Source organism: Citrobacter sp. Cpo030 (genome assembly GCF_030333005.1).
Lineage (GTDB): Bacteria > Pseudomonadota > Gammaproteobacteria > Enterobacterales > Enterobacteriaceae > Citrobacter > Citrobacter portucalensis.
Map to the genome: position 1 here is coordinate 132,733 of NZ_JAOWGT010000066.1, position 26,121 is coordinate 158,853.

27 protein-coding genes and 1 tRNA gene are annotated in these 26,121 nt (G+C 51.4%); 18 read left to right on the forward strand and 10 right to left on the reverse strand.

Annotation, left to right across the window (positions count from 1 at the left end; genetic code table 11):
- Positions 1-316 precede the first annotated feature (316 nt).
- From frdA to frdD, 4 genes are read left to right on the forward strand one after another with little or no spacing between them, the layout of a single operon-like run.
- The gene (gene frdA / locus OGY37_RS12805) at positions 317-2,107 is read left to right on the forward strand and encodes a fumarate reductase (quinol) flavoprotein subunit (RefSeq protein ID WP_003830519.1); all 1,791 of its coding nucleotides are present in this window, start codon (positions 317-319) and stop codon (positions 2,105-2,107) included.
- Positions 2,100-2,834, forward strand: a complete 735-nt coding sequence (gene frdB / locus OGY37_RS12810) for a fumarate reductase iron-sulfur protein (RefSeq protein WP_003025540.1) — start codon at positions 2,100-2,102, stop codon at positions 2,832-2,834. Before frdA ends, frdB begins: the two co-directional genes overlap by 8 nt.
- Positions 2,835-2,844: 10 nt before the next feature.
- Positions 2,845-3,240 carry a fumarate reductase subunit FrdC gene (frdC, locus tag OGY37_RS12815; RefSeq protein WP_003025537.1) on the forward strand — a complete coding sequence of 132 codons (396 nt, stop codon included), beginning with the start codon at positions 2,845-2,847 and terminating at the stop codon, positions 3,238-3,240.
- Between the two features lie 10 nt (positions 3,241-3,250).
- Complete coding sequence (gene frdD / locus OGY37_RS12820; protein ID WP_003025535.1) at positions 3,251-3,607, forward strand: fumarate reductase subunit FrdD; 357 nt, start codon at positions 3,251-3,253, stop codon at positions 3,605-3,607.
- Between the two features lie 41 nt (positions 3,608-3,648).
- Here frdD and ampR read toward each other — a convergent pair whose 3' ends face one another.
- Positions 3,649-4,524: a LysR family transcriptional regulator AmpR gene (ampR, locus tag OGY37_RS12825; RefSeq protein WP_126319885.1), complete on the reverse strand. Its 876-nt coding sequence runs from the start codon at positions 4,522-4,524 to the stop codon at positions 3,649-3,651.
- A 131-nt stretch (positions 4,525-4,655) separates the two neighbouring features.
- Here ampR and blaCMY point away from each other — a divergent pair, with 131 nt between their 5' ends.
- Together blaCMY and OGY37_RS12835 are read left to right on the forward strand one after the other, a co-directional pair.
- Positions 4,656-5,801, forward strand: a complete 1,146-nt coding sequence (gene blaCMY, locus OGY37_RS12830; protein WP_286620965.1) for a CMY-2 family class C beta-lactamase — start codon at positions 4,656-4,658, stop codon at positions 5,799-5,801.
- A 93-nt stretch (positions 5,802-5,894) separates the two neighbouring features.
- Entirely contained in the window at positions 5,895-6,428 is a 534-nt protein-coding gene (locus OGY37_RS12835; RefSeq protein ID WP_001221666.1) for a lipocalin family protein, read from the forward strand.
- On the opposite strand, the gene sugE is transcribed toward OGY37_RS12835, so the two are convergent.
- A complete protein-coding gene (gene sugE / locus OGY37_RS12840; RefSeq protein WP_000118520.1) occupies positions 6,425-6,742 on the reverse strand; it encodes a quaternary ammonium compound efflux SMR transporter SugE in 318 nt (105 codons plus the stop codon). The genes OGY37_RS12835 and sugE overlap by 4 nt on opposite strands.
- Before the next feature lie 255 nt (positions 6,743-6,997).
- On the opposite strand from sugE, the gene OGY37_RS12845 reads away from it, so the two are divergent.
- Positions 6,998-7,597 (forward strand): LuxR C-terminal-related transcriptional regulator, encoded by a 600-nt coding sequence (locus OGY37_RS12845; RefSeq protein ID WP_003830562.1) that lies wholly within the window; start codon positions 6,998-7,000, stop codon positions 7,595-7,597.
- Positions 7,598-7,627: 30 nt separating this feature from the next.
- Here the strand turns inward: OGY37_RS12845 and ecnB are convergent, their stop codons facing one another.
- From ecnB to efp, 3 genes are all read right to left on the reverse strand, one after another.
- A complete protein-coding gene (gene ecnB, locus OGY37_RS12850; RefSeq protein WP_003025482.1) occupies positions 7,628-7,774 on the reverse strand; it encodes a lipoprotein toxin entericidin B in 147 nt (48 codons plus the stop codon).
- A 107-nt stretch (positions 7,775-7,881) separates the two neighbouring features.
- Positions 7,882-8,016, reverse strand: coding sequence for a lipoprotein antitoxin entericidin A (gene ecnA / locus OGY37_RS12855; protein ID WP_003830568.1), 135 nt, complete (start codon positions 8,014-8,016; stop codon positions 7,882-7,884).
- A 57-nt stretch (positions 8,017-8,073) separates the two neighbouring features.
- Entirely contained in the window at positions 8,074-8,640 is a 567-nt protein-coding gene (efp, locus tag OGY37_RS12860) for an elongation factor P (protein WP_003025478.1), read from the reverse strand.
- 41 nt (positions 8,641-8,681) lie between these two features.
- On the opposite strand from efp, the gene epmB reads away from it, so the two are divergent.
- Positions 8,682-9,710, forward strand: coding sequence for an EF-P beta-lysylation protein EpmB (gene epmB / locus OGY37_RS12865; protein ID WP_063941665.1), 1,029 nt, complete (start codon positions 8,682-8,684; stop codon positions 9,708-9,710).
- Between the two features lie 183 nt (positions 9,711-9,893).
- Positions 9,894-10,757 (forward strand): YjeJ family protein, encoded by an 864-nt coding sequence (gene yjeJ, locus OGY37_RS12870; protein ID WP_286620966.1) that lies wholly within the window; start codon positions 9,894-9,896, stop codon positions 10,755-10,757.
- A gap of 178 nt (positions 10,758-10,935) precedes the next feature.
- On the opposite strand, the gene OGY37_RS12875 is transcribed toward yjeJ, so the two are convergent.
- From OGY37_RS12875 to OGY37_RS12885, 3 genes are all read right to left on the reverse strand, one after another.
- Positions 10,936-11,289 carry a DUF4156 domain-containing protein gene (locus OGY37_RS12875; RefSeq protein WP_003025468.1) on the reverse strand — a complete coding sequence of 118 codons (354 nt, stop codon included), beginning with the start codon at positions 11,287-11,289 and terminating at the stop codon, positions 10,936-10,938.
- A gap of 252 nt (positions 11,290-11,541) precedes the next feature.
- A complete protein-coding gene (groL, locus tag OGY37_RS12880) occupies positions 11,542-13,185 on the reverse strand; it encodes a chaperonin GroEL (protein WP_003830576.1) in 1,644 nt (547 codons plus the stop codon).
- A gap of 43 nt (positions 13,186-13,228) precedes the next feature.
- On the reverse strand, positions 13,229-13,522 hold the full coding sequence (locus tag OGY37_RS12885) for a co-chaperone GroES (RefSeq protein ID WP_000027827.1): 294 nt from the start codon (positions 13,520-13,522) through the stop codon (positions 13,229-13,231).
- A gap of 275 nt (positions 13,523-13,797) precedes the next feature.
- Here OGY37_RS12885 and yjeH point away from each other — a divergent pair, with 275 nt between their 5' ends.
- Entirely contained in the window at positions 13,798-15,063 is a 1,266-nt protein-coding gene (yjeH, locus tag OGY37_RS12890) for an L-methionine/branched-chain amino acid transporter (protein ID WP_286620967.1), read from the forward strand.
- A gap of 49 nt (positions 15,064-15,112) precedes the next feature.
- Here yjeH and OGY37_RS12895 read toward each other — a convergent pair whose 3' ends face one another.
- A complete protein-coding gene (locus OGY37_RS12895; RefSeq protein ID WP_003025457.1) occupies positions 15,113-15,589 on the reverse strand; it encodes an FxsA family protein in 477 nt (158 codons plus the stop codon).
- Positions 15,590-15,927: 338 nt separating this feature from the next.
- Here OGY37_RS12895 and aspA point away from each other — a divergent pair, with 338 nt between their 5' ends.
- From aspA to OGY37_RS12935, 8 genes are all read left to right on the forward strand, one after another.
- Positions 15,928-17,364 carry an aspartate ammonia-lyase gene (gene aspA, locus OGY37_RS12900; protein ID WP_003830668.1) on the forward strand — a complete coding sequence of 479 codons (1,437 nt, stop codon included), beginning with the start codon at positions 15,928-15,930 and terminating at the stop codon, positions 17,362-17,364.
- A gap of 115 nt (positions 17,365-17,479) precedes the next feature.
- Positions 17,480-18,781 (forward strand): anaerobic C4-dicarboxylate transporter DcuA, encoded by a 1,302-nt coding sequence (gene dcuA / locus OGY37_RS12905; RefSeq protein WP_003830670.1) that lies wholly within the window; start codon positions 17,480-17,482, stop codon positions 18,779-18,781.
- A gap of 128 nt (positions 18,782-18,909) precedes the next feature.
- Positions 18,910-19,257 (forward strand): divalent cation tolerance protein CutA, encoded by a 348-nt coding sequence (gene cutA / locus OGY37_RS12910; protein ID WP_003025447.1) that lies wholly within the window; start codon positions 18,910-18,912, stop codon positions 19,255-19,257.
- Positions 19,233-20,942 carry a protein-disulfide reductase DsbD gene (locus OGY37_RS12915; RefSeq protein ID WP_286620968.1) on the forward strand — a complete coding sequence of 570 codons (1,710 nt, stop codon included), beginning with the start codon at positions 19,233-19,235 and terminating at the stop codon, positions 20,940-20,942. Before cutA ends, OGY37_RS12915 begins: the two co-directional genes overlap by 25 nt.
- A gap of 36 nt (positions 20,943-20,978) precedes the next feature.
- Positions 20,979-21,554 (forward strand): transcriptional regulator, encoded by a 576-nt coding sequence (locus OGY37_RS12920; protein ID WP_008785982.1) that lies wholly within the window; start codon positions 20,979-20,981, stop codon positions 21,552-21,554.
- A gap of 152 nt (positions 21,555-21,706) precedes the next feature.
- Positions 21,707-21,782, forward strand: a tRNA-Phe gene (locus tag OGY37_RS12925).
- Between the two features lie 219 nt (positions 21,783-22,001).
- Positions 22,002-22,151: a hypothetical protein gene (locus OGY37_RS12930; protein WP_166465262.1), complete on the forward strand. Its 150-nt coding sequence runs from the start codon at positions 22,002-22,004 to the stop codon at positions 22,149-22,151.
- Positions 22,152-22,233: 82 nt separating this feature from the next.
- Entirely contained in the window at positions 22,234-23,895 is a 1,662-nt protein-coding gene (locus OGY37_RS12935) for a fatty acid--CoA ligase (protein WP_286620969.1), read from the forward strand.
- Between the two features lie 200 nt (positions 23,896-24,095).
- On the opposite strand, the gene OGY37_RS12940 is transcribed toward OGY37_RS12935, so the two are convergent.
- Complete coding sequence (locus OGY37_RS12940) at positions 24,096-25,817, reverse strand: SulP family inorganic anion transporter (protein ID WP_286620970.1); 1,722 nt, start codon at positions 25,815-25,817, stop codon at positions 24,096-24,098.
- Positions 25,818-26,121: the final 304 nt, after the last annotated feature.

A 26,121-nucleotide genomic window follows, 5' to 3' on the forward strand; every position in this document is an offset into this window, starting at 1 on the left:
TCTCCGATTTAAGACAAGGGCACGAAGTCTACTCGTATCGCGCTAACGAGACAAATTTCGCGCACCAGTAATCAGCACTGGCAATTGGATAAAAAAAGCGACACAGGGTGGTTTAGTAATTAAATTAATCAAATTCAATGATAATTCCCCCCTCTGATACGCTAAAAAAATCGAACACGTCAAATTTCCCGCACATCCCTAAGACTATACTATTGTACCTATAAAGGAGCAGTGGAAACGCGTTCATAACCTGTTTGAAGCCGATGAAGCATCTGATTCAGGCAGGGATGAAATAACAACAATCTGGAGGAATGTCGTGCAAACCTTTCAAGCCGATCTTGCCATTATAGGCGCCGGTGGCGCGGGATTACGTGCTGCAATTGCTGCCGCACAAGCAAATCCCAACGCTAAAATCGCACTGATCTCAAAAGTGTACCCAATGCGCAGCCATACCGTTGCTGCCGAAGGCGGCTCTGCTGCTGTCGCGCAGGATCATGACAGCTTTGACTACCATTTTCACGATACGGTAGCAGGCGGAGACTGGCTGTGTGAGCAGGATGTCGTGGATTACTTTGTCCACCACTGCCCAACTGAAATGACGCAACTGGAACAATGGGGCTGCCCATGGAGCCGTCGTGAAGACGGCAGCGTCAACGTACGTCGCTTCGGCGGCATGAAAATCGAGCGTACCTGGTTTGCCGCGGATAAGACCGGCTTCCACATGCTGCATACGCTGTTCCAAACATCTTTGCAGTTCCCGCAGATTCAGCGCTTTGACGAACACTTCGTTCTGGATATCCTGGTTGACGATGGCCATGCTCGTGGTCTGGTTGCCATGAACATGATGGAAGGCACGCTGGTGCAAATCCGTGCTAACGCTGTCGTGATGGCAACGGGCGGCGCAGGTCGTGTTTACCGTTACAACACCAACGGCGGCATCGTAACCGGCGACGGTATGGGCATGGCGCTGAGCCACGGCGTTCCGCTGCGTGATATGGAATTCGTTCAGTATCACCCAACAGGTCTGCCAGGCTCCGGTATCCTGATGACTGAAGGCTGCCGTGGTGAAGGCGGTATTCTGGTTAACAAAAACGGCTACCGTTATCTGCAAGACTACGGCATGGGTCCGGAAACCCCGCTGGGCGAGCCAAAAAACAAATACATGGAACTCGGTCCGCGCGACAAAGTTTCTCAGGCGTTCTGGCACGAATGGCGCAAAGGCAATACCATTTCCACTCCGCGTGGCGATGTGGTTCACCTCGACCTGCGTCACCTCGGCGAGAAAAAACTGCTCGAACGTTTACCGTTCATCTGCGAACTGGCGAAAGCTTACGTGGGTGTCGATCCGGTTAAAGAGCCGATCCCGGTACGTCCGACCGCGCACTACACCATGGGCGGTATCGAAACCGATCAGCACTGTGAAACCCGCATTAAAGGTCTGTTCGCTGTCGGCGAATGTTCCTCTGTTGGTCTGCATGGCGCTAACCGTCTGGGCTCTAACTCCCTGGCTGAACTGGTGGTCTTCGGTCGTATGGCCGGTGAGCAGGCTGCAGAACGCGCTGCAACGGCTGGCGCTGCAAACAGTGCCGCTCTTGATGCACAGGTTGCTGGCGTTGAAAAACGTCTGAAAGATCTGGTTAACCAGGAAGGTAACGAAAACTGGTCTAAGATCCGTGACGAAATGGGCCTGTCCATGGAAGAAGGTTGCGGTATCTACCGTACGCCGGAACTCATGCAGAAAACCGTTGATAAGCTGGCGGAACTGCAGGAACGCTTCAAGCGCGTACGTATCACTGATACCTCCAGCGTCTTCAACACCGACCTGCTGTATACCATCGAACTGGGTCACGGTCTGAACGTTGCTGAATGTATGGCGCACTCCGCTCTGGCACGTAAAGAATCCCGCGGCGCGCATCAGCGTCTGGATGAAGGCTGCACCGAGCGTGACGATGTGAACTTCCTCAAACACACCCTCGCCTTCCGCGATGCTGACGGCACGACTCGCCTGGAATACAGCGACGTGAAAATCACCACTCTGCCACCGGCTAAACGTGTTTACGGTGGCGAAGCGGAAGCAGCCGATAAGAAGGAGAAGGCGAATGGCTGAGATGAAAAACCTGAAAGTTGAGGTGGTGCGCTATAACCCGGAAACCGATACCGCGCCGCACAGTGCTTTCTACGAAGTTCCTTATGATGAAACCACGTCACTGCTGGATGCGCTGGGCTACATCAAGGATAACCTAGCACCGGACCTGAGCTACCGCTGGTCCTGCCGTATGGCGATCTGCGGCTCCTGCGGCATGATGGTCAACAATGTACCGAAACTGGCGTGCAAAACCTTCCTGCGTGATTACACCAACGGCATGAAGGTTGAAGCGCTGGGCAACTTCCCGATTGAGCGCGATCTGGTCGTCGACATGACGCACTTTATCGAAAGCCTGGAAGCGATCAAACCGTACATTATCGGTAACCCGCGTACACCGGATCAGGGTCCAAACACCCAGACTCCGGCGCAGATGGCGAAGTATCATCAGTTCTCCGGTTGCATCAACTGTGGTCTGTGCTATGCCGCGTGTCCGCAGTTCGGCCTGAACCCTGAGTTCATTGGACCGGCTGCGATTACGCTGGCGCATCGTTACAACGAAGATAGCCGCGACCACGGTAAGAAGGAGCGTATGGCTCAGTTGAACAGCCCGAACGGCGTCTGGACCTGTACTTTCGTGGGCTACTGCTCCGAAGTCTGCCCGAAACACGTCGATCCGGCTGCGGCCATTCAGCAGGGTAAAGTTGAAAGTTCAAAAGACTTTCTTATCGCTACCCTGAAACCACGCTAAGGAGTGCACGATGACGACTAAACGTAAAGCCTATGTGCGGCCAATGACGTCCACCTGGTGGAAAAAGCTGCCATTTTATCGTTTTTACATGCTGCGTGAAGGCACGGCGGTTCCGGCAGTCTGGTTCAGCATTGAACTGATTATCGGCCTGTTTGCACTCAAGCATGGTGCAGAGTCCTGGATGGGCTTTGTCGCCTTTTTGCAAAACCCGGTGGTGGTAATCCTTAACATTATCGCCCTGGCAGCAGCGCTGCTGCATACCAAAACCTGGTTTGAGCTGGCGCCAAAAGCTGCCAACATCATCGTAAAAGACGAAAAAATGGGGCCAGAGCCGATCATCAAAGGTCTCTGGGCAGTTACTGTGGTTGCGACAGTAGTCATACTGTTTGTTGCCCTGTTCTGGTAAGGAGTCCGGAATGATTAATCCAAATCCAAAACGCTCTGACGAACCCGTATTCTGGGGCCTGTTTGGTGCAGGCGGTATGTGGAGCGCAATCATTGCGCCGGTAATGATCCTGCTGGTAGGCATTATGCTGCCGCTGGGCTTTGTTCCTGATGCTTTCAGCTATGAACGCGTACTGGCATTCGCTCAGAGCTTCATCGGACGTGCGTTTCTGTTCCTGATGATCGTTCTGCCGCTGTGGTGTGGTTTACACCGTATGCACCACGCGATGCATGACCTGAAAATCCACGTGCCTGCTGGCAAATGGGTATTCTACGGACTGGCAGCAATCCTGACCGTTGTAACGGCTATTGGTATTCTGACCATCTAAGTACATGCGTTAATAATCAGGCCCGCCATTGGCGGGCCTTTTTATTTGTGCAGCACTCCTGTCAACCAACGGGAAAATTCACGCATCGCGGGTGTCTCCGGACGCGATTGCAAACGCGTTATCCAGTAACTTCCCAAATCAATCTGCGTTAAAAACGGTTGAACGATTCGTTCCCTACTGAGTAAATGCGTGAACATTCTGACTGGCGCAATTGCCACACCGATCCCCGCCTGCGCGGCTTCCAGCATGGTGACGGACGAATCAAACACCACCACGTTGTGCGTCGGTGACGGAGGCGCCTCTCCGGCGGCCTGCATCCAAAGCGTCCATTCATCCCGCCGATACGATCGTAATAACGGAAATTTCAGGATGTCCGCAGGCGTTTGAATCTGCGAAGCCAATGTTGGCGAACACAGTGGAGACATCAGCGCGCTACATAAATATTGCGCGTCGGTATCGTGCCAAGCTCCCCCTCCGTAGCGAATGGTATAATCCAGCCCTTCGGCAGCGGGATCCACGCGGTTATTATGGGTAGAAATATGCAAATCAACATGCGGGTAACTGCGCTTAAAATCGCCCAGTAGAGGAAACAGACACCCAACCGCAAAGGTCCCCACCACGCCAATTTTAAGTTTTTCCTGGGTCTGTTTGGTAGCAAAACGATCCAGCATCCCCGCCATACGATCGAAAGAGTCATTAAGTACAGGTAACAGACTTTCCCCTTCAGTCGTCAACATTAATCCACGAGAACCGCGCACAAAAAGCTGACAATTTAGCTGCTGCTCCAGCGCTTTTACATGCTGACTGATGGCAGAATGCGTCACGTTGAGCTCAATCGCGGCGCGGGTAAAGCTGAGGTGTCTGGCCGCGGCTTCAAAAGCCCGCAGCGAGTTAAGAGGGATATAGCTACGCGTCATCATCCGGCCTGTTAGAAAAACTTATATCTGCTGCTAAATTTAACCGTTTGTCAACACAGTGCAAATCAAACACACTGATTGCGTCTGACGGGCCCGGACACCCTTTTGCTTTTAATTACGGAACTGATTTCATGATGAAAAAATCGATATGCTGCGCGCTGCTGCTGACAGCCTCTTTCTCCACGTTTGCCGCCGCAAAAACAGAACAACAGATTGCCGATATCGTTAACCGCACCATCACACCGCTGATGCAGGAGCAGGCTATTCCGGGTATGGCCGTTGCGGTTATCTACCAGGGAAAACCCTATTATTTTACCTGGGGTAAAGCCGATATCGCCAATAACCACCCAGTCACGCAGCAAACGCTGTTTGAGCTAGGGTCGGTCAGTAAGACGTTTAACGGCGTGTTGGGCGGCGACGCTATCGCCCGCGGCGAAATTAAGCTCAGCGATCCGGTCACGAAATACTGGCCAGAACTGACAGGCAAACAGTGGCAGGGTATCAGTCTGCTGCACTTAGCCACCTATACGGCAGGCGGCCTACCGCTGCAGATCCCCGATGACGTTACGGATAAAGCCGCATTACTGCGCTTTTATCAAAACTGGCAACCACAATGGACTCCGGGCGCTAAGCGTCTTTACGCTAACTCCAGCATTGGTCTGTTTGGCACGCTGGCGGTGAAACCCTCCGGTATGAGCTACGAAGAGGCGATGACCAGACGCGTTCTGCAGCCATTAAAGCTGGCGCATACCTGGATTACGGTTCCACAGAGCGAACAAAAAGATTATGCCTGGGGCTATCGCGAAGGGAAACCTGTACACGTTTCTCCGGGACAACTTGACGCCGAAGCCTATGGCGTGAAATCCAGCGTTATCGATATGGCCCACTGGGTACAGGCCAACATGGACGCCAGCCACGTTCAGGAGAAAACGCTCCAACAGGGCATTGAGCTTGCGCAGTCTCGCTACTGGCGTATTGGCGATATGTACCAGGGATTAGGCTGGGAGATGCTGAACTGGCCGCTGAAAGCCGATTCGATCATCAACGGCAGCGACAGCAAAGTAGCATTGGCAGCGCTTCCCGCCGTTGAGGTAAACCCGCCCGCCCCCGCAGTGAAAGCCTCATGGGTGCATAAAACGGGCTCCACTGGTGGATTTGGCAGCTACGTAGCCTTCGTTCCAGAAAAAAACCTTGGCATCGTGATGCTGGCAAACAAAAGCTATCCTAACCCTGTCCGTGTCGAGGCGGCCTGGCGCATTCTTGAAAAGCTGCAATAACTGACGATGAGGCCCAGGATATTGGGCCTCCTTTCTTTCTCTTTTTTTCCTGTTGTCATCTACACTTAACAAAAATACAGCAAGGAAAATCCCATGCGCATTTTGCCCGTCGTTGCTGCAGTTACGGCTGCATTCCTGGTTGTCGCGTGCAGCTCCCCGACACCGCCGAAAGGCGTTACCGTGGTAAATAACTTTGATGCCAAACGCTATCTGGGAACCTGGTATGAAATTGCGCGCTTCGACCATCGTTTCGAGCGCGGGTTGGATAAAGTGACCGCAACGTACAGCTTGCGCGACGACGGCGGCATCAACGTTATTAATAAGGGCTATAACCCTGACAGGGAGATGTGGCAGAAAACGGAAGGGAAAGCCTATTTCACCGGCGACCCAAGCAGAGCCGCGCTTAAGGTTTCGTTCTTCGGCCCCTTCTATGGCGGGTATAACGTAATTGCACTCGACAGGGAATATCGTCACGCGCTGGTTTGTGGTCCGGATCGCGACTACCTGTGGATCCTTTCACGGACCCCTACTATTTCAGATGAAATGAAACAGCAAATGTTAGCCATCGCGACCCGGGAAGGGTTTGAGGTGAATAAACTGATTTGGGTGAAACAGCCCGGCGCTTAGTGAGTGCTCAGCTTCAGACCAATAATGCCAGCAACGATCAGCCCAAGGCTCAGCAAACGTGCCGGGCTGGCAGACTCACCCAGCAGCAAAATTCCTGTAATGGCCGCCCCAACAGCGCCAATACCGGTCCAGACCGCATAAGCGGTTCCTACAGGCAACGTGCGCATTGCCCAGGAGAGCATGGCGATACTGACGATCATCGCCGCAATAGTGATAATGCTTGGCGTAAGACGCGTAAAACCGTGGGTGTATTTCAGGCCAATCGCCCAGACGACTTCGAGCAAACCTGCAATTAATAAAACGATCCAGGACATATCAGGCTCCAGAACAATGGGGCCGTCCCCGGTGAAAGAAGCGTTTGCAGGTCGTCCTGCAAAGCTGATGTGTGAAATGGCATTTTTGCCCGGAAGAAAATGAATTTCAACCTTTTTATTCACTGCCTGCAAAAGCAAGAATTAAGCATAATTAGCGGCGTAGTTCCCGCATTTGGCACTCATCGGAGTTCTCTATGATGAAGGGCTTTCTGAAACCAGAAAGTCGATTGCCCCTCTTCTGAATGCGAAACGTTTATGCTTAAAATTTTAGTGATTGACCGGTGCCACTTTACCCGCACAGGGATAGAGGCCTTGCTTAATCATTCTGGCAGGTTCAGCTCCTCATTTCTGGTATCAGGAATCAATAATCTCCTGTTAGCAAAAGAGCATATTTTGCAATGGAAACCGCATCTGGTGATCGCGGATTTATACAGTTTTATTAGCGAGACGCACTCCAGTCCGCCAATTAAACCTTTTTTTATGAGTTGTGGCGTCATCCCACTAATTTTACTGCAATCAGCAGACAGACAGCATGCCCCCATCGTGCCCTCTCAATCCGTAGCCCATTCGGTCTTGACCAAGCACACCACGCTGAACACACTCTCCCACACAATTCAGGAAGCGCTTCAGGTTCGCCCCGCATTAGAAATAGCCAAAAATGCCACGCCTTTGCTTACGCCGCAGGAGGAGAAAGTATTATCAATGTGGATGGATGGTGTGAGTAACAATGCCATTGCCGCCGCGCTCAGCATTCATGGCAAAACGGTCTACACCTATAAGCGGAATATCCGTATGAAACTGCACCTGGGGAACCGCTTCTCGCCGTTCCTTTCACTCCCAGGGAAGGGTGATTAACGGTACGACACGACGTCGTACCGTTCTTCATTATTGCTGAGCTTTTGTCGCTGCACCAGAAATGGCGCTACCGCCTTCAGAAATATCCTGTCCTACGCCTCGTGTGGTATTACACGCGGTTAAAACGGAAGAAAGTACCAACACAGAAAAGATCGCAGCAATTGTCTTCTTAACCATAACGTCTTCCTTTTCTAGCCAATATTGTTTGTGTATAGCTACTTAATAATAGACAAGATCCGGGAGTGTGATGGATAAACAACCGTTTTTAAGACTATATGAAAGGATTAGCTGGCGGCGTGAGAGATTGAATTGCCAAGATGTTTGATGTCTTCACCGAAGCCGCGCGCGGTATTGCAACCCGTCAGGAGAGTGCTGGTGAAAAGGAGTAGCATTACAAGACCGAGAAGACGTTTCATCATTCCTGCCCTGGAAAAAGTATGGCGCAGCAACCTGCGCCATAAGATCAAATAGAAGGCTTATTTTACGCGAGAAACGTATTCGCCGGAGCGGGTATCCACTTTGATCACTTCGCCGATCTGTACGAACAGCGGAACTTTAACGACTGCGCCGGTAGACAGGGTAGCCGGTTTGCCGCCAGTACCAGCGGTATCACCTTTCAGACCTGGGTCGGTTTCAACAACTTCCAGCTCAACGAAGTTCGGCGGAGTTACGGAGATCGGCTGACCGTTCCACAGGGTCACGATGCATTCAGCCTGGTCCAGCAGCCATTTGGCGTTATCGCCTACCGCTTTCTCGTCTGCAGCCAACTGTTCGAAAGTGGTGTTATTCATAAAGTGCCAGAACTCACCGTCGCTATACAGGAAGGTCAGGTTCATGTCGGCTACGTCTGCGCCTTCAGCGGAGTCAGTAGACTTGAAGGTTTTCTCTACGCGAGTACCGGTCAGCAGGCGACGCAGCTTAACGCGCGCAAACGCCTGGCCTTTACCTGGTTTAACGAATTCGCTGGCTTCAACCGCATAAGGTTCGCCGTCCAACATGATTTTAAGACCAGCACGAAAATCGTTGCTATAGTACGTTGCCATAAGGCCCTCTGAAAATTGTTAACTGGTAGCTAAGCCACAAAATGGCGCATATTGTAACCCTAAATACCCCATCCAGAGAAGATTGGTTATCGCAACTTGCCGATGTTGTGACCGATCCCGATGAACTTCTGCATCTTTTGAACATAGATGCAGATGAAAAACTGTTGGCCGGACGCGACGCGAGACGGCTTTTCGCCCTGCGCGTGCCGCGTGCGTTTATTGCCCGCATGGAGAAAGGCAACCCGGACGATCCGCTTTTACGTCAGGTGCTGACTGCCCAGGAAGAGTTTGTGGCCGCGCCAGGCTACTCAACCGACCCACTGGAAGAACAGCACAGCGTGGTTCCCGGTCTGCTGCATAAATATCGCAATCGGGCACTGCTGCTGGTTAAAGGCGGTTGCGCGGTAAATTGTCGCTATTGCTTCCGCCGACACTTCCCATACGCCGAAAACCAAGGCAATAAGCGCAACTGGCAGGTCGCCCTCGACTACATTAACGCGCACCCTGAGCTGGATGAAATCATCTTCTCTGGTGGCGATCCGTTAATGGCCAAGGACCACGAACTGGACTGGTTGCTCACGCAACTGGAAGCTATCCCGCACATTAAGCGTCTGCGTATTCACAGCCGTTTGCCAATAGTGATCCCGGCGCGCATTACAGAAGGACTGGTCGAGCGTTTTGCGCACTCCTCCTTGCAGATTCTGCTGGTCAATCACATTAACCATGCCAATGAAATTGATGAGACGTTTCGCCAGGCGATGAGCAGTCTGCGCGCCGCGGGCGTTACGTTACTCAACCAAAGCGTATTGCTGCGTGACGTAAACGATAACGCACAAACCCTGGCTAACCTTAGCAACGCACTGTTTGATGCCAGTGTGATGCCCTATTACCTGCACGTGCTGGATAAAGTGCAGGGTGCCGCACACTTTATGGTCAGCGACGATGAAGCGCGTCGCATTATGCGTGAGCTTCTGACGCTAGTTTCCGGCTATATGGTCCCCAAACTGGCGCGTGAAATTGGTGGAGAGCCAAGTAAAACACCGCTGGATCTGCAGTTACGCCAACAATAGCCATTACTGAGTGTCCGATTCCGGACACTCACCACGATTAATTATTATTTAAATCTCCACAAGTGGAGCCTCGCTTTTAATCTGTGCTATTTTAATTAGCGCAGTTCAATCATTCATTCGTAAACATTATCAATAGTTTCAAATACAGAATATTAATAAATATATGGTTAAGGAGAACCTTTTATGGCTATAAGTATTAAGGGCATTAATACTGGCATTATTCGCCAAAAGAATGAATTTGTTGCCATGGCATTAAAAATAAAAGAACCAAGAAACAAAGAATCTCTCTTTTTTCTCTCTCCACTTGGACTTAGAGACCTGCTTATCGCGCTGGAGAGCCGGCTGTTCGCCATTTCTCAGCTAAACAAAGACGAGCGTATGCAATATGAAAAGACATGCGATAAAGCCAGCAAAAAAATGCACGAGAATATTCCGTCAATTCAGGAAGATGAACTAAAAAATGCGGATATTAACCGTCGCATAAATTCGCTGATGTTAGTGGATGACAAAGGCGAGAATTTAACATTTTCTCTGACGTTACATGACGGACAAACATGCGAATTACTGGTTAATGAATTACAGATTCAGGTGTTTGCGCATGCAATTATTCACGCAATAAATAATGCTGGCATGAGAGAACTCGCGCTACGAATAACATCGCTGCTGGATTTCCTGCCGCTGTACGATGTTGATTGTCAGCAAAACGACAATCTGGAATACGACTCTTATACACAACCCGAATGGAAACATAACCTGTTTAATCATTATCTGGCGATTATTTACCGCTATAAAGATGATAAAGGAAAAGCCCAGTTCTGTGGTTCGGTAGTGAAAACTCGCGCCCTTTCCGGTAGCAAAGAAGCCGAAGCCATTACTCGCCGCCTTCTCGACTTCAGCCCGCGGCTGAAAAAACTTGCCGGTGTACCGTGCCAGGTGTTTGTCAGAACGTTGACGGGTGATAAGGCGCAAAAGCTCAATCAGGATCAGTGCCTGCGCGCACTGCATCATTTACGCGTTCAGTCTGCGCATAAAACTCAGAATGCCTGATGGCGCTGCGCTTATCAGGCCTACGATTGCATGAGCCTGTCCAGGCCACTTTATTACACAAAATCATTCAATCTGCATCGCGGCGGCAAGCGAAGAAATCCCCAGGAGCATAGATAACTATGTGACTGGGGTTTCATAGCGCAGTCAACAAAGAGGCAGCTTGAAGGATGAAGTGTAATCAGTTAGGGCACTTATAAACCTGACCAATCATCTCACTGGCGGTAGGAACAAAGCTGGACAGCATTCCCTGCGATGGGCTGCTGACGCCATAAATCACGTTACCGCCCATTGCCGCAGCCTGGTTACGCAGATCGTTTGCTGCGCCACGCATTGAGCCGCCCTCTTCGCCGTGCTGGCCTGAAAGCCAGTTGCTTTGCTTACCGGTTGCGGTGCCTATCAATTGGCACTCTGCACCAGGCTTGTCTTCAACAAAACGTACGCTTTGCCCGGCAGAACTCAGTTCGTTGCTGGAGCTACAACCCGCCATCAGTAGCGCGGCACCAACGATCCCTGCTAAATATTTCACGTGCATGTCATTCCCCATAATCAATTAGTTGGACGTTTTGTCCGTAGCTGAATCATATACTAAAAAGATGACCAAAAGAAAAACCCCCGGACATTTCTGCCCGAGGGTTTCTCAATTCTGGGAGATGAGCACCCAAATCATTCTGGTTGCAGGAAGGCGGCCAGTTTGTTAATCCCCAGGAGCTTACTCAAGTAAGTGACTGGGGTTAGCAAACGCAGCCAACGCATCTGCGGCCTGAAGGATGCAGGGTGTGGGCAATTACATCATGCCGCCCATACCACCCATGCCACCCATACCGGCAGCGCCTAAGTCAGGCGCATCGCCTTTCGGCAGGTCGGTAACCATGCACTCGGTGGTGATCATCAGACCCGCAACAGAAGCCGCGTACTGCAGAGCAGAACGAGTTACTTTGGTTGGATCCAGGATACCCATGTCGATCATGTTGCCGTATTCTTCAGTTGCAGCGTTGTAACCGTAGTTACCGTCACCAGCTTTCACGGTGTTAGCCACTACAGACGGCTCTTCGCCGCAGTTCAGTACGATTTGACGCAGTGGGGATTCCATTGCGCGCAGCGCAACTTTGATACCTACATTCTGGTCTTCGTTCTGACCTTTCAGGCCGGCAATTTTAGACGCTACGCGAATCAGCGCAACACCACCACCAGCAACCACGCCTTCTTCTACCGCAGCACGGGTAGCGTGCAGGGCATCTTCAACGCGGGCTTTCTTCTCTTTCATTTCAACTTCAGTCGCAGCACCAACTTTGATAACCGCAACGCCGCCTGCCAGTTTCGCTACGCGCTCCTGCAGTTTTTCACGGTCATAGTCGGAAGTTGCTTCTTCGATCTGCTGACGAATCTGAGTCACGCGACCCTGGATTGCAGCTTCGTCGCCCACGCCATCAATGATGGTGGTGGTATCTTTGTTGATAACAACGCGTTTCGCCTGACCCAGATCTTCCAGAGTTGCTTTTTCCAGCTCCATACCGATCTCTTCAGAGATAACGGTACCACCGGTCAGGGTAGCGATATCCTGCAGCATTGCTTTACGACGATCGCCGAAGCCAGGTGCTTTAACCGCAGCGACTTTCACGATACCGCGCATGGTGTTAACAACCAGAGTTGCCAGCGCTTCGCCTTCAACATCTTCAGCGATGATCAGCAGCGGTTTGCCTGCTTTCGCTACAGCTTCCAGAACCGGCAGCATTTCGCGGATGTTGGAGATTTTCTTGTCAGCCAGCAGGATGAACGGGCTTTCCAGCTCTACTGCGCCAGTTTCCGGCTTGTTGATGAAGTAAGGAGACAGGTAGCCACGGTCGAACTGCATACCTTCAACCACGTCCAGTTCGTCCTGCAGACCAGTACCGTCTTCAACGGTGATCACGCCTTCTTTACCGACTTTGTCCATCGCTTCAGCGATCAGTTTACCTACGGTTTCGTCGGAGTTAGCGGAGATGGTACCAACCTGAGCAATAGCTTTAGAGTCGGAGCACGGTACGGACAATGCTTTCAGTTCTTCAACAGCAGCAGCGACAGCTTTGTCGATACCACGTTTCAGATCCATCGGGTTCATGCCCGCAGCAACGGCTTTCAGACCTTCAGTGATGATGGACTGAGCCAGTACGGTTGCGGTGGTGGTACCGTCACCTGCAGCGTCGTTCGCTTTAGAGGCAACTTCTTTCACCATCTGCGCACCCATGTTTTCGAACTTGTCTTCCAGTTCGATTTCACGTGCTACGGAAACACCATCTTTAGTGATGGTCGGTGCACCGAAAGATTTATCCAGAACTACGTTACGGCCTTTTGGACCGAGGGTAACTTTCACTGCATCTGCCAGTACGTTTACGCCGCGCAGCATTTTCACACGAGCGTCGTTACCGAATTTTACGTCTTTAGCTGCCATTTTCTCTTTCCCTTAAATTCGTATGTTCAGTGTCGTTCGCGGATTAGGCTTCAACAATCGCCAGGATGTCGCTTTCAGACATGATCAACACTTCTTCATTGTCGATCTTCTCAGATTTAACACCGTAGCCATCGTTGAAAATAACGATATCGCCGACTTTCACGTCCAGCGGCTGTACGGTACCGTTGTCCAGGATGCGACCCTTACCGACAGCGATGATTTCGCCACGAGTTGATTTACCTGCTGCAGAACCAGTCAGTACGATGCCGCCAGCAGATTTGGATTCAACTTCTTTACGTTTGACGATCACACGATCATGTAACGGACGAATACTCATTGATAGCTCTCCTTTGAGAAAGTCTTTATCAGTTATGGGTGACGCCGGCCCGTAAACGGTTTCCCGGCTAGTGACCAGAGAGATGGGGATGGGGTTTTGTGCCTTCAAGGGGGCAAGCGAAAAAAATTTTTTATCAGCAGAAAATCCCGTCAAAACGCCGACGCACCTCACATTTCATAACGATTTCAGTCACGTCGTCATAAGCAAATCTGATTGTGATACCATCAAAAATCTGCGCTGTAGCCCGGTCAATGGGCATAACCGGATAACAACTTATGAGCGGACTGAAACAAGAGCTGGGACTGGCTCAGGGCGTTGGCCTGTTGTCGACATCATTGTTGGGTACAGGCGTTTTTGCCGTCCCCGTGCTGGCCGCACTGGTTGCGGGCAACAACAGCCTGTGGGCATGGCCGGCGCTGATTGTTTTGGTCTTTCCCGTAGCGATTGTCTTCGCCGTACTGGGTCGTCATTTTCCCAGCGCAGGCGGTGTGGCGCATTTTGTCGGCATGGCCTTTGGTTCGCGCCTGGAGCGCGTCACCGGATGGTTATTTTTGTCGGTCATTCCTGTCGGCTTGCCTGCGGCATTGCATATCGCCGCCGGATTCGGTCAGGCGATGTTTGGCTGGCATGACGAGCAGCTTCTGCTGGCTGAGCTCGGTACGCTGGCATTGGTTTGGTACATCGGCTCCCGCGGCGCAAGCTCAAGCGCTAATCTGCAAACGGTCATTGCCGGACTGATTGTTGCCCTCATTGTTGCTATCTGGTGGGCGGGCGATCTGAAACCAGGCGAAATCCCCTTCCCTGCAATTACCGACATCGAGCTTCCTGGCCTGTTCGCCGCGCTGTCGGTGATGTTCTGGTGTTTTGTCGGCCTTGAAGCGTTTGCCCACCTGGCGTCCGAATTCAAAAATCCGGAGCGAGACTTCCCACGCGCACTGATGATCGGCCTGCTGTTGGCGGGGTCTGTTTATTGGGCATGCACCGTTGTCGTTCTCCATTTTGGTGCCTACGGCGAGCAAATGGCGGCCGCAGCGTCGCTGCCAGAGATCGTCGTGCAACTGTTTGGCGTACAAGCTCTGTGGGTCGCCTGCATCATTGGTTATCTGGCCTGTTTTGCCAGCCTCAACATTTATATACAAAGCTTCGCCCGGCTGGTCTGGTCGCAAGCGCAGTATAAGCCGGAGAGTTATCTGGCTCGTCTGTCCCCCCGCCACCTTCCGCGCAATGCGCTTAACGCCGTATTGGGCTGCTGCGTAGTCAGTACTCTGTGCATCTATATGCTGCAAATCAATCTCGATGCGTTAATCGTCTACGCCAACGGCATCTTTATTATGATTTATTTGTTGTGCATGTTGGCGGGTTGTCGATTACTAAAAGGGCATTATCGCGCGCTGGCGGTCATTGGCGGTCTGCTGTGTCTGTTGCTGCTGGCGATGGTCGGCTGGAAGAGTCTGTACGCGTTGATTATGCTGGCAGGGCTGTGGCTGTTTTTACCCCGCAGGCCGGAAAAGGCAACGTTGACGCCATCATCCGGCCGATAAACACTTTTGCCGGATGGCGCTAACGCTTATCCGGCCTACATACTGATGCTTAATCCCGACGATCGTCTTTATGTTCGATGCTGTCGCGCTTGTCATCTTTACGCTGAAATTCACCATCAAAAGTCTCACCGCCGCCGGTTCCGGCGCTAAAACCACCGCCAGGCATACGCGAAAAACGCAAATGTGGCAGCAGTTTCATCGTCAGATGTTTTTGCACCGGGGGTAATAAAAGAAGAAGACCGAGGAAATCGGTGAAAAAACCAGGCAGCACCAACAACAGGCCAGCGATAATCAATGATACGCTTTTGATCATTTCTGCAGCCGGACTTTCACCAGCCGCCATTTTTTGTTGCATCAGTAAAAAGTTCTTAAATCCCTGATTACGAACCAGAGACATACCGATAACCGACGTAAAAATAACCAAAATCAGCGTCATCAGGACGCCCATCACATGGGCAACCTGAATAAAAATAGATATCTCTATGTAAACATAGAGAAAAATGGCAAGCAATGGTATCCAGCGCAAAGGGATCTCCTGTTAATAACAGCCGTTTTGTTCAACTTCTGTTCGAAAAATTATGTTAATCGCATCGATTTGATATTGTGGTGGTTAGCAAAATTTCAAGTGCCTTGTACACTAATATTTGGGGTTAATCACAAAGGGGTGATCCATTTCACAGAATAATAAATAAGGGGTAAATTCCACGCTTTAAGTGATCCAGATTACGGTAGAAATCCTTAACCAGCATATGATCTCGGGTATCAGACCGATGCAGGGGATAATCGTCGGTCGAGAAACAATCGAAATCACATATATCCTGTGTGTTTAGTCAAATCATTGGCAGCTTGAAAAAGAAGGTTCACATGTTAAACAACATTCGTATCGAAGAAGACTTGTTGGGTACCAGGGAAGTTCCAGCGGACGCCTACTACGGTGTCCACACTCTGAGAGCGATTGAAAACTTCTACATTAGCAACAACAAAATCAGCGATATTCCTGAATTTGTTCGCGGTATGGTAATGGTTAAAAAGGCAGCGGCTATGGCCAACAAAGAGCTGCAAACCATTCCTAAGAGTGTGGCAAATGCCATCATCGCGGCGTGTGATGAAGTCCTGAATAACGGAAAATGCATGGATCAGTTCCCGGTAGACGTTTACCAGGGTGGTGCGGGTACCTCCGTCAACATGAACACCAACGAAGTTCTGGCCAATATCGGTCTGGAACTGATGGGTCACCAGAAAGGTGAATATCAGTACCTGAACCCGAACGACCACGTTAACAAATGTCAGTCTACCAACGACGCATACCCAACTGGCTTCCGTATCGCTGTATACGCATCCATCATCAAACTGGTTGATGCACTGAACCAGCTGCGTGAAGGCTTCGAGAAAAAAGCTGTTGAATTCCAGGACATCCTGAAAATGGGTCGTACCCAGCTGCAGGATGCTGTACCGATGACCCTCGGTCAGGAATTCCATGCTTTTAGCGTACTGTTGAAAGAAGAAGTGAAAAACATTAGCCGTACCGCTGAGCTGCTGCTGGAAGTTAACCTCGGCGCAACAGCAATCGGTACTGGTCTGAACACACCGAAAGAGTACTCTCCGCTGGCAGTACAGAAACTGGCTGAAGTCACCGGCTTCGCCTGTGTTCCGGCAGAAGACCTGATTGAAGCAACTTCTGACTGTGGCGCATACGTTATGGTGCACGGCGCACTGAAACGTCTGGCTGTGAAGATGTCCAAAATCTGTAACGACCTGCGTTTGCTCTCCTCTGGTCCGCGTGCAGGTCTGAACGAGATCAACCTGCCGGAACTGCAGGCTGGTTCTTCTATCATGCCAGCTAAAGTGAACCCGGTTGTTCCGGAAGTCGTAAACCAGGTGTGCTTCAAAGTCATCGGTAACGACATCACTGTAACCATGGCATCTGAAGCTGGTCAGCTGCAGCTGAACGTAATGGAGCCGGTCATTGGTCAGGCAATGTTTGAATCCATTCACATTCTGAGCAACGCTTGCTACAACCTGCTGGAAAAATGCGTTAGTGGTATCACTGCTAACAAAGAAGTCTGTGAAGCGTTTGTATTCAACTCCATCGGCATCGTTACTTACCTCAACCCGTTCATTGGTCACCACAACGGCGACATCGTCGGTAAAATTTGTGCCGAAACCGGTAAGAGCGTACGTGAAGTTGTCCTGGAGCGCGGTCTGTTGACCGAGTCTGAACTGGACGATATCTTCTCTGCACAGAACCTGATGCACCCTGCTTATAAAGCAAAACGTTATACTGATGAAAGCGAACAGTAATCGTGTAGGGTAGTACCGGAGAAGGCACGTCATGATGACGTGCCTTTTTTCTTACTCGAAGTTACTTAAAAACAACAATTTAATATCAACTTGTTAAACAACAAGGAAGGCTAATATGATAGTTTTAGAACTTATCATCGTTTTGCTGGCAATCTTTTTAGGTGCCAGACTTGGGGGTATCGGTATTGGATTTGCAGGTGGGCTGGGTGTTCTGGTTCTCGCCGCTATCGGCGTAAAACCCGGTAATATCCCGTTCGATGTTATTTCCATCATCATGGCGGTTATCGCTGCCATTTCAGCTATGCAGATTGCAGGTGGTCTGGACTATCTGGTTCATCAAACTGAAAAACTGCTGCGTAAAAACCCGAAATACATCACGATCCTTGCACCTATCGTGACCTATTTCCTGACCATCTTCGCAGGTACCGGCAACATCTCTCTGGCAACGCTGCCAGTTATCGCCGAAGTTGCGAAAGAACAAGGGATCAAACCTTGCCGCCCGCTCTCTACTGCAGTGGTTTCTGCACAGATTGCGATTACGGCGTCTCCAATCTCCGCAGCCGTGGTTTACATGTCCTCTGTAATGGAAGGTCATGGCATCAGCTACATTCACCTGCTGTCCGTGGTCATTCCGTCCACCCTGCTGGCTGTTCTGGTCATGTCCTTCCTGGTAACTGCACTGTTCAACTCCAAACTGTCTGACGACCCGATTTATCGTAAGCGTCTGGAAGAAGGCCTGGTTGAACTGCGTGGTGAAAGACAAGTTGAAATCAAAGCTGGCGCAAAAACTTCTGTTTGGTTGTTCCTGCTGGGCGTGGTTTGTGTCGTCGTATATGCGATCGTCAACAGCCCAAGCCTCGGTCTGGTCGCTAAACCGCTGATGAACACCACCAACGCAATCCTGATCATCATGCTGAGCATCGCGACGCTGACCACGATCATCTGCCGCGTTGAAACTGACTCCATCCTGAACTCCAGTACTTTCAAAGCCGGTATGAGCGCCTGTATTTGTATCCTGGGTGTTGCATGGCTGGGTGATACCTTCGTATCTCACAACATTGACTGGATCAAAGATACTGCAGGTAGCGTAATTCAGGGTCATCCGTGGCTGCTGGCTGTCATCTTCTTCTTTGCTTCTGCACTGCTGTACTCTCAGGCTGCAACCGCTAAAGCACTGATGCCGATGGCTCTGGCTCTGAACGTTTCCCCACTGACTGCTGTTGCGTCTTTCGCCGCGGTTTCTGGCCTGTTCATTCTGCCAACCTACCCAACTCTGGTTGCGGCAGTTCAGATGGATGACACCGGTACAACTCGCATCGGTAAATTCGTCTTTAACCATCCGTTCTTCATCCCGGGTACTCTGGGTGTGGTTCTGGCTGTCTGCTTCGGCTTCTTGCTGGGCAGCTTCATGCTGTAAGTTTTTCCTGCAGGGTGCCTGGGCGCCCTGCAGTTCCTCCTCCCCACCCCGCTTTAACTAACATCCTTCCCTCGTCCGTTGTATAGTGACCATTCTTTTGCTGGTTACTCTGTTCTTTCGAGGTGTTTATGCTTGATGTAAAGAGTCAGGATATTTCCATCCCCGATACCGTTGTGGTGCTCTGTACCGCCCCGGATGAAGCAACCGCCCAGGATCTGGCCGCCAAAGTGCTGGCGGAAAAGCTGGCTGCCTGCGTGACCCTGCTACCCGGTGCGACCTCCCTCTACTATTGGGAAGGCAAACTGGAACAGGAATATGAAGTCCAGATGATTTTAAAAACCACCGTCACACACCAGCAAGCCCTTCTCGATTGCCTGAAGTCACATCATCCGTATCAAACGCCTGAACTTCTGGTTTTACCCGTCACTCACGGAGACTTTGATTACCGCTCATGGCTCAACGCATCCTTACGCTGATCCTGCTGCTGTGCAGCACATCTACCTTTGCCGGATTATTTGACGCGCCTGGCCGCTCGCAGTTTGTTCCTGCCGATCGGGCGTTTGTTTTTGATTTTCAGCAAAACCAACACGATCTGAACCTCACATGGCAGGTTAAAGATGGCTACTATCTGTATCGCAAACAGATAAACATTACGCCATCTCAGGCCGATATTGCTGAGGTAAAACTGCCGCCAGGCGTCTGGCATGAAGATGAGTTTTACGGCAAAAGTGAGATTTACCGTAAACAGCTGACTGTCCCGATCACGGTCAATCAGTCTGAGTCTGGCGCAACATTAACGATCACATACCAGGGCTGCGCCGACGCCGGATTTTGCTATCCGCCAGAAACAAAAACGGTGCCATTAAGTGAAGTGTCTGCCGGTTCTGCGGCGGCCCCTGCGCCAGCCCCAGCCACTGCAGATCCGCAAGAGAAACCGCAGCCCACGGCCCAACTCCCCTTCTCCGCGCTGTGGGCATTGCTGATCGGAATTGGTATCGCATTTACGCCTTGCGTACTGCCGATGTATCCGCTGATTTCCGGTATCGTACTGGGTGGCAAGCAACGCTTATCAACCGGACGGGCATTGCTGCTGACGTTTATCTACGTTCAAGGTATGGCGCTCACCTATACCGCGCTGGGTTTGGTTGTTGCAGCCGCCGGTTTGCAGTTCCAGGCTGCGCTTCAGCATCCCTACGTCCTGATTGGCCTTGCCGTCATCTTTACGCTGCTGGCTCTGTCGATGTTTGGCCTGTTCACGCTGCAACTGCCCTCATCGCTTCAAACGCGCCTCACGCTAATGAGTAACCGCCAGCAAGGCGGATCTCCCGGCAGCGTCTTTGCGATGGGGGCGATTGCTGGCCTCATCTGTTCTCCTTGCACAACGGCCCCGCTAAGCGCGATTTTGCTGTATATCGCTCAGAGCGGGAACATGTGGCTGGGAGGCGGCACACTGTATCTGTATGCGTTGGGGATGGGATTCCCCCTGATGCTGATTACCGTATTTGGCAACCGCCTGCTGCCTAAAAGTGGCCCATGGATGGAACATGTCAAAACCGCTTTTGGCTTTGTCATTCTGGCGCTTCCCGTCTTCTTACTCGAACGTATCGTTGGCGACGAGTGGGGCGTTCGCTTATGGTCACTGCTAGCCGTCGCGTTCTTTGGCTGGGCGTTCATCACCAGCCTACAGGCAAAGCGCGCCTGGATGCGTATCGTGCAGATTGTCCTGTTAGCCGCAGCACTGGTAAGCGTGCGTCCATTGCAAGACTGGGCGTTCGGCGCACCACATGCTCAAACCCAGGCACATCTTAACTTCACGCCGGTGGCATCGGTAGATGCGTTAAATCAAGCACTGGCGCAAGCTAAAGGCAGGCCAGTCATGCTGGATCTGTATGCCGACTGGTGTGTAGCCTGTAAGGAATTTGAAAAGTACACGTTCAGTAATCCGCAGGTTCAGCAAGCGCTAGGCAACACGGTGCTATTGCAGGCAGATGTGACAGCAAACAATGCCCAGGATGTCGCTCTCCTGAAACATCTACAGGTTTTAGGTTTGCCGACTATCTTGTTCTTTGATGCCGATGGGAAAGAGCACCCGGAAGCTCGGGTTACGGGCTTTATGGATGCCGCGACCTTCAGCGCACATTTGCGCGATCGCCAACCGTGAGCGACACTTGCAACAGGAAATACGGAGGAGAATACCGTGCAACGTGAAGATGTCCTGGGAGAAGCCCTGAAATTACTTGAGGTGCAAGGGATAGCCAATACCACGCTGGAAATGGTGGCCGAACGCATCGATTATCCTCTGGATGAACTGCAGCGCTTTTGGCCCGATAAAGAGGCCATTCTGTACGATGCGCTACGCTACCTCAGCCAGCGGGTGGATATCTGGCGGCGTCAGCTTTTGCTGGATGACACGCTGAGCGCTGAGCAGAAATTACTGGCGCGCTACACTGCGCTGTCCGAATGCGTGAGCAATAATCGCTATCCCGGCTGTCTGTTCATCGCCGCCTGTACGTTTTACCCCGATCCCGGGCATCCGATCCATCAGTTAGCCGATCAGCAAAAAAAGGCGGCACATGACTTCACCCATGAGCTGCTGACTACGCTGGAAGTTGACGACCCGGCAATGGTCGCCAAACAGATGGAACTGGTGCTGGAAGGCTGCCTGAGCCGCATGCTGGTTAATCGTAGCCATGCTGATGTCGAAACGGCACACCGCCTGGCTGAAGATATCCTGCGCTTTGCCCAGTGCCGAATGGGCGGTGCGCTGACCTAAGCGAGCATTACCTGTTTTCGTCGCCTCTGCCGGATAGATTTGTGCAAACTTCAGGCATAACCATGCAGATTGCCGCAATATTAAGCGGTTGAACAATGTTTCCAGAAATTTGATTGACTGACAGACGTGAATACGGTTTAATGCGCCCCGTTGCCCGGATAGCTCAGTCGGTAGAGCAGGGGATTGAAAATCCCCGTGTCCTTGGTTCGATTCCGAGTCCGGGCACCACTATTTAGAAGAACCCGCCTATGGCGGGTTTTTTGCTTTCTGGGCTCCGCGAGATTTCTTATCTTTCTGACCACAGCAACTCCTACCCCACCTCATCACGACACTTAAACCTTCACTGGAACCACCATAGTACGGCAAAAAATATAGCGGTATCAGACACACCTCTTTTTCTGGCGTGCTTAACCGTAGGCCAGATTTGAGTAATTTATCTGAACAACCATGGACACAATACTGTTGCGGGAGCGCCAGGTCGCGCCGCATTTCATTGATAAGCTCGCTGAAGGTCGCACCACCCTCTTCCAGATGGCGTTGCAGGGTACGCACATTCATCCCCAGGGGCTGGAGTTGGTGCGCCGCCTCGACATCTGAAGCAAACGCCAGGGAGTAAATACCAACCTTCATCTACAATTGCCATCATACCGAGCAAATAATGAGTCAACGAGGAACCTGGATGGTGAAAACAAGAGTCATACAGTCAGCGCAGGGAGCCCATACCTATCCGCTGCTGATCAAGAGCTTGCTGCTGTCGGGTGGGCGTTCTCATCCCGAGCGAGAAATCGTCTACGCCGACAAGTTGCGTTACGACTATCGCACCCTCAAACAGCGTATCCATCGCCTGGCAAACATGCTGACAGCGGCCGGTGTCATGCCTGGAGACACCGTCGCCCTCTTAGATTGGGACAGCCATCGCGCCCTCGAGTGCTTCTTTGCGGTGCCTATGATTGGTGCCGTGCTACACACGGTGAACGTCCGCTTCTCGGCGGACCAAATCGCTTACACCATGAATCATGCCGAGGACAACCTGGTACTGGTGCACGACGACTTCTTGCCGGTTGTCGAGTCACTGGCAGAAACGCTAACCACTGTCCGGGGATACATCCAGCTTAGCGACGAAGAATCGAAGGCAACCAGCCTGCCGGTGCTGGGGGAGTATGAGACCCTTCAGGCCGCAGCGGGAGATCGCTTTGACTTCCCCGACTTCGATGAAAACTCGATAGCGACCTTGTTCTACACCACTGGAACCACGGGCAATCCCAAAGGGGTCTACTTCAGCCATCGTCAGCTGGTCCTGCACACGCTCAATGAACTGGGCCTCCTGGCAGCCCACGAGGGACAGTCGCTGCTACGATCGAACGATGTCTACATGCCGATCACTCCTATGTTTCACGTGCACGCCTGGGGCGCTCCCTATGTCGCAACAATGCTGGGTGTGAAGCAGGTATACCCCGGTCGTTACGAACCCAACAAGCTGGTGCGGTTCTATCGCGATGAGGGTGTAACCTTCTCGCACTGTGTGCCAACCATTTTGCAGATGATCCTTGAGTGCGACGAAGCCACACAGACCGACCTGTCGGGATGGAAGATGTTGCTGGGTGGCAGTTCACTGTCCCTTGGACTGGCAACACAGGCCCACCATAAGGGCATACGCATTCACGCCGGCTATGGCATGTCTGAGACCTGTCCCCTGCTCTGTATGACCCACTTAAGCGATGCCGAGCTGGCCCTTCCCATGGATGAGCAGCTACCCCTGCGGATTCGGACCGGCCTGCCTGTTCCGTTGGTGGATCTGCGTATCGTCGATGGCGAAGGTCGGGAGGTAGTGCACGACGGCGAAACCCTGGGTGAAATAGTGGTGCGAGCCCCTTGGCTGACTCAGGGCTACCTGAAGGAACCCGAGAAAGGAGCTGAGCTATGGAATGGCAGTTGGCTGCATACCGGCGACATTGCCTCTATCGATCCCCGTGGGATAGTGGAAATAAAGGATCGCATCAAAGACGTAATCAAGACGGGCGGTGAGTGGATAAGCACGCTGGAGCTGGAGAGCCTCATCAGCTCACACGCGGCTGTCAGGTCGGTAGCCGTCGTCGGGATACCTGATGAACAGTGGGGCGAACGCCCCCTGGCTCTGGTGGTTTGCAAGGAAGGGGAAGACCTGGAGCCGCAGGCCATAGCGGCACATCTACAAGGATTCGTCGACCGCGGCCACATCACTAAATGGGCGATCCCACGACAGATAAGGATAGTCCCAGAAATTCCCAAAACCAGCGTCGGCAAGATCAACAAGCGCTTGATTCGGGAGCTCGAAGCCAGCAATGGGAAGGATAGCATTTAAGCGATCTGTCGCATTTACACAGTAAGGTTAACAACAGTCACACTATTTATATTTCAGGTAGCTTGCCGATATCAATGCTCTGCCGGGGAACTCACCGTCCCCGCGCGGATGCTGGTCCCCCTTTTAGCAACATGATTGCCTGGGCATGCTCATCGCCACAGGCACCTTCCATCCAGCCTGATCATTTACCTAAATCTGCTTTATTCAACAACGCCAGATTCATCCTCACTCATGCTTTCTTTGCTTTGAATAAACCGGAGCGCCAAATAAAGGTCTGGTGCAAGAATCATGTCGTCGTCTTTCATTGTCGGTCGACTCTCCTTAAACCAGCGTGTTAACTCCGTTTTCCGGCCCGCAAGAATTAACTTAATCTGCCGCCCCTTCAGATCCCGTTTTAACTCATTAATGGTTGCCAGGACGCTGATATCTGAATAGGTAAAGCAAGAAACGGCGTCAATGACCACCCATTTCGGTTGTAGCGCAGCACCATCGACTAAATTCAAAACACGGCGCTTAAAATAGGCCACATTAAAATAGGTCAGCGGTGAGTTAAATCGGTACATCAACACGCCAGGGATCATTTTCACATCAGTTGAATTACCTAATGAGTGAATCATCCCATTTTCGTCAATTCCCAATAAGTGTTCAGTAGGACGGAAAACTGTGCGCAGGAACTGCAACAGACCTAGCAATACCGCAAGGCCAATTCCCTGAATAACACCAATAATCAGAACACAGCCAAAGGTGAAAAACGCCAGGCGAAATGCGGGTTTATTTCTTCGCCTCAGGTTCCAGAGTCCGCGTAAATCAATTAATGACCACGATGCATAAATTAGAACAATGCCTAATGCAGATACCGGAATAAATTGTAATGGCTGCGTGAAAAATACCACGACGATTCCGATGATTAAGGCAGCAACAACGGAAACAAGCTGGCTTTTCCCTCCAGAGGAATCATTTACCGCAGTCCGGGAATCGGCTCCGCTAATCGCAAACCCCTGAGATAAACCAGACATTAGATTCGCGACACCCAAAGCCCTGAACTCAGCATCAGCATTTATTTCGTATCCGTTTTTCGCGGCAAAACTGCGAGCGGTGAGCATCAGACTAACAAAACTGACTAACGCCAGGTTCAGCGCAGGGATCAATAAATCACGCGCCAGACCAGGCTGAAACGAGCCCCAGTGAACGACGGGCAAACCAGACTGAAAGCCCGATCCCCCAATAGTGGCAATCCCATACTGCTGCGCAGATGTAATCCATACCAGCGCCGTTGTTATCACAATAGCAATCAACGGTGCTGGCCATTGGCTACGAAACGTTTTGATAGCGATTAAAATCGCTAACGTTAGGATGGAGATCCCTAAGGTTAATAAATGAATTTCTGAGAGCCGGCCAGGCAGGGCAATGATCTTCTCAATCACTTGCTCTTCATCAAGCGTAATCCCCAACACCTTACCGAGTTGCCCGACAATAATCGTCACGGCAACGCCGTTAAGTAGGCCCGTTAGAATGGGATGAGAAAGCAGGTCAGCAAGCGCACCCAGGCGAAATTTACTGGCAAGTAGACACCATCCTCCCATCATCAAGGTCATGACGATTGTTAACTGCCAGTGAAGTTCTGGGTTTCCGGCAGAAAGAGGAACTACAACGGCTGCAATTACCGCGCAGGTCGTGGCATCAGGGCCAACAATCAATTGGCGGGAAGAACCAAACAGCGCATAAGCTAGCATTGGCAAAACGCAGGAATATAACCCGACGATAGCCCCGACTCCCGCCAACTCAGCGTAAGCAATCGCAACCGGTAGTGCTACGGCAGCAACGGATAACCCGGCTTTAACATCATATTTTAGCCAGCTTTTATCGTACGCTAATAAATTTTTTAGCCCCGGCATGTAGTTTAATACCATTTTTCCGAACACTTTATTCTCCGGATAGACCCTTACTAATAGATAAAGGTACACGTAACTGTCGCAGGCGATCCTGATATTTTCGGGAGGTAATACAGAAAATTCAGATTGGGGGGTTTACCGCATATGCCGCAGGAAGGCTTGTGTTATGGAGGTTTTGGATATTGCTTTGCACCCGATGGTGCTGCGATGTGCCTGATGCGCTGCGCTTATCAGGCCTACAAAATACGTTCAGTCCAGCCCCTGCAGGCCGGATAAGGCGGCACGCCGCATCCGGCGGTTTTCATCCCGCACAGACGCAAAAAAGCCCATCCGG

Excerpts from the sequence above, each read along its gene's own strand:
- OGY37_RS12915 (WP_286620968.1), top strand. The coding sequence starts at position 19,233 with ATGGCTCAACGCATCCTTACGCTGATCCTGCTGCTGTGCAGCACATCT.
- efp (WP_003025478.1), bottom strand. The coding sequence starts at position 8,640 with ATGGCAACGTACTATAGCAACGATTTTCGTGCTGGTCTTAAAATCATG.
- OGY37_RS12845 (WP_003830562.1), top strand. The coding sequence starts at position 6,998 with ATGCTTAAAATTTTAGTGATTGACCGGTGCCACTTTACCCGCACAGGG.
- dcuA (WP_003830670.1), top strand. The coding sequence starts at position 17,480 with ATGATAGTTTTAGAACTTATCATCGTTTTGCTGGCAATCTTTTTAGGT.
- epmB (WP_063941665.1), top strand. The coding sequence starts at position 8,682 with ATGGCGCATATTGTAACCCTAAATACCCCATCCAGAGAAGATTGGTTA.
- frdB (WP_003025540.1), top strand. The coding sequence starts at position 2,100 with ATGGCTGAGATGAAAAACCTGAAAGTTGAGGTGGTGCGCTATAACCCG.
- ecnA (WP_003830568.1), bottom strand. The coding sequence starts at position 8,016 with ATGATGAAACGTCTTCTCGGTCTTGTAATGCTACTCCTTTTCACCAGC.
- OGY37_RS12935 (WP_286620969.1), top strand. The coding sequence starts at position 22,234 with ATGGTGAAAACAAGAGTCATACAGTCAGCGCAGGGAGCCCATACCTAT.
- yjeJ (WP_286620966.1), top strand. The coding sequence starts at position 9,894 with ATGGCTATAAGTATTAAGGGCATTAATACTGGCATTATTCGCCAAAAG.
- OGY37_RS12930 (WP_166465262.1), top strand. The coding sequence starts at position 22,002 with ATGGACACAATACTGTTGCGGGAGCGCCAGGTCGCGCCGCATTTCATT.
- frdD (WP_003025535.1), top strand. The coding sequence starts at position 3,251 with ATGATTAATCCAAATCCAAAACGCTCTGACGAACCCGTATTCTGGGGC.
- sugE (WP_000118520.1), bottom strand. The coding sequence starts at position 6,742 with ATGTCCTGGATCGTTTTATTAATTGCAGGTTTGCTCGAAGTCGTCTGG.
- cutA (WP_003025447.1), top strand. The coding sequence starts at position 18,910 with ATGCTTGATGTAAAGAGTCAGGATATTTCCATCCCCGATACCGTTGTG.
- OGY37_RS12835 (WP_001221666.1), top strand. The coding sequence starts at position 5,895 with ATGCGCATTTTGCCCGTCGTTGCTGCAGTTACGGCTGCATTCCTGGTT.
- ampR (WP_126319885.1), bottom strand. The coding sequence starts at position 4,524 with ATGACGCGTAGCTATATCCCTCTTAACTCGCTGCGGGCTTTTGAAGCC.
- groL (WP_003830576.1), bottom strand. The coding sequence starts at position 13,185 with ATGGCAGCTAAAGACGTAAAATTCGGTAACGACGCTCGTGTGAAAATG.
- OGY37_RS12885 (WP_000027827.1), bottom strand. The coding sequence starts at position 13,522 with ATGAGTATTCGTCCGTTACATGATCGTGTGATCGTCAAACGTAAAGAA.
- frdC (WP_003025537.1), top strand. The coding sequence starts at position 2,845 with ATGACGACTAAACGTAAAGCCTATGTGCGGCCAATGACGTCCACCTGG.
- OGY37_RS12875 (WP_003025468.1), bottom strand. The coding sequence starts at position 11,289 with ATGCACGTGAAATATTTAGCAGGGATCGTTGGTGCCGCGCTACTGATG.
- ecnB (WP_003025482.1), bottom strand. The coding sequence starts at position 7,774 with ATGGTTAAGAAGACAATTGCTGCGATCTTTTCTGTGTTGGTACTTTCT.
- aspA (WP_003830668.1), top strand. The coding sequence starts at position 15,928 with ATGTTAAACAACATTCGTATCGAAGAAGACTTGTTGGGTACCAGGGAA.
- yjeH (WP_286620967.1), top strand. The coding sequence starts at position 13,798 with ATGAGCGGACTGAAACAAGAGCTGGGACTGGCTCAGGGCGTTGGCCTG.
- blaCMY (WP_286620965.1), top strand. The coding sequence starts at position 4,656 with ATGATGAAAAAATCGATATGCTGCGCGCTGCTGCTGACAGCCTCTTTC.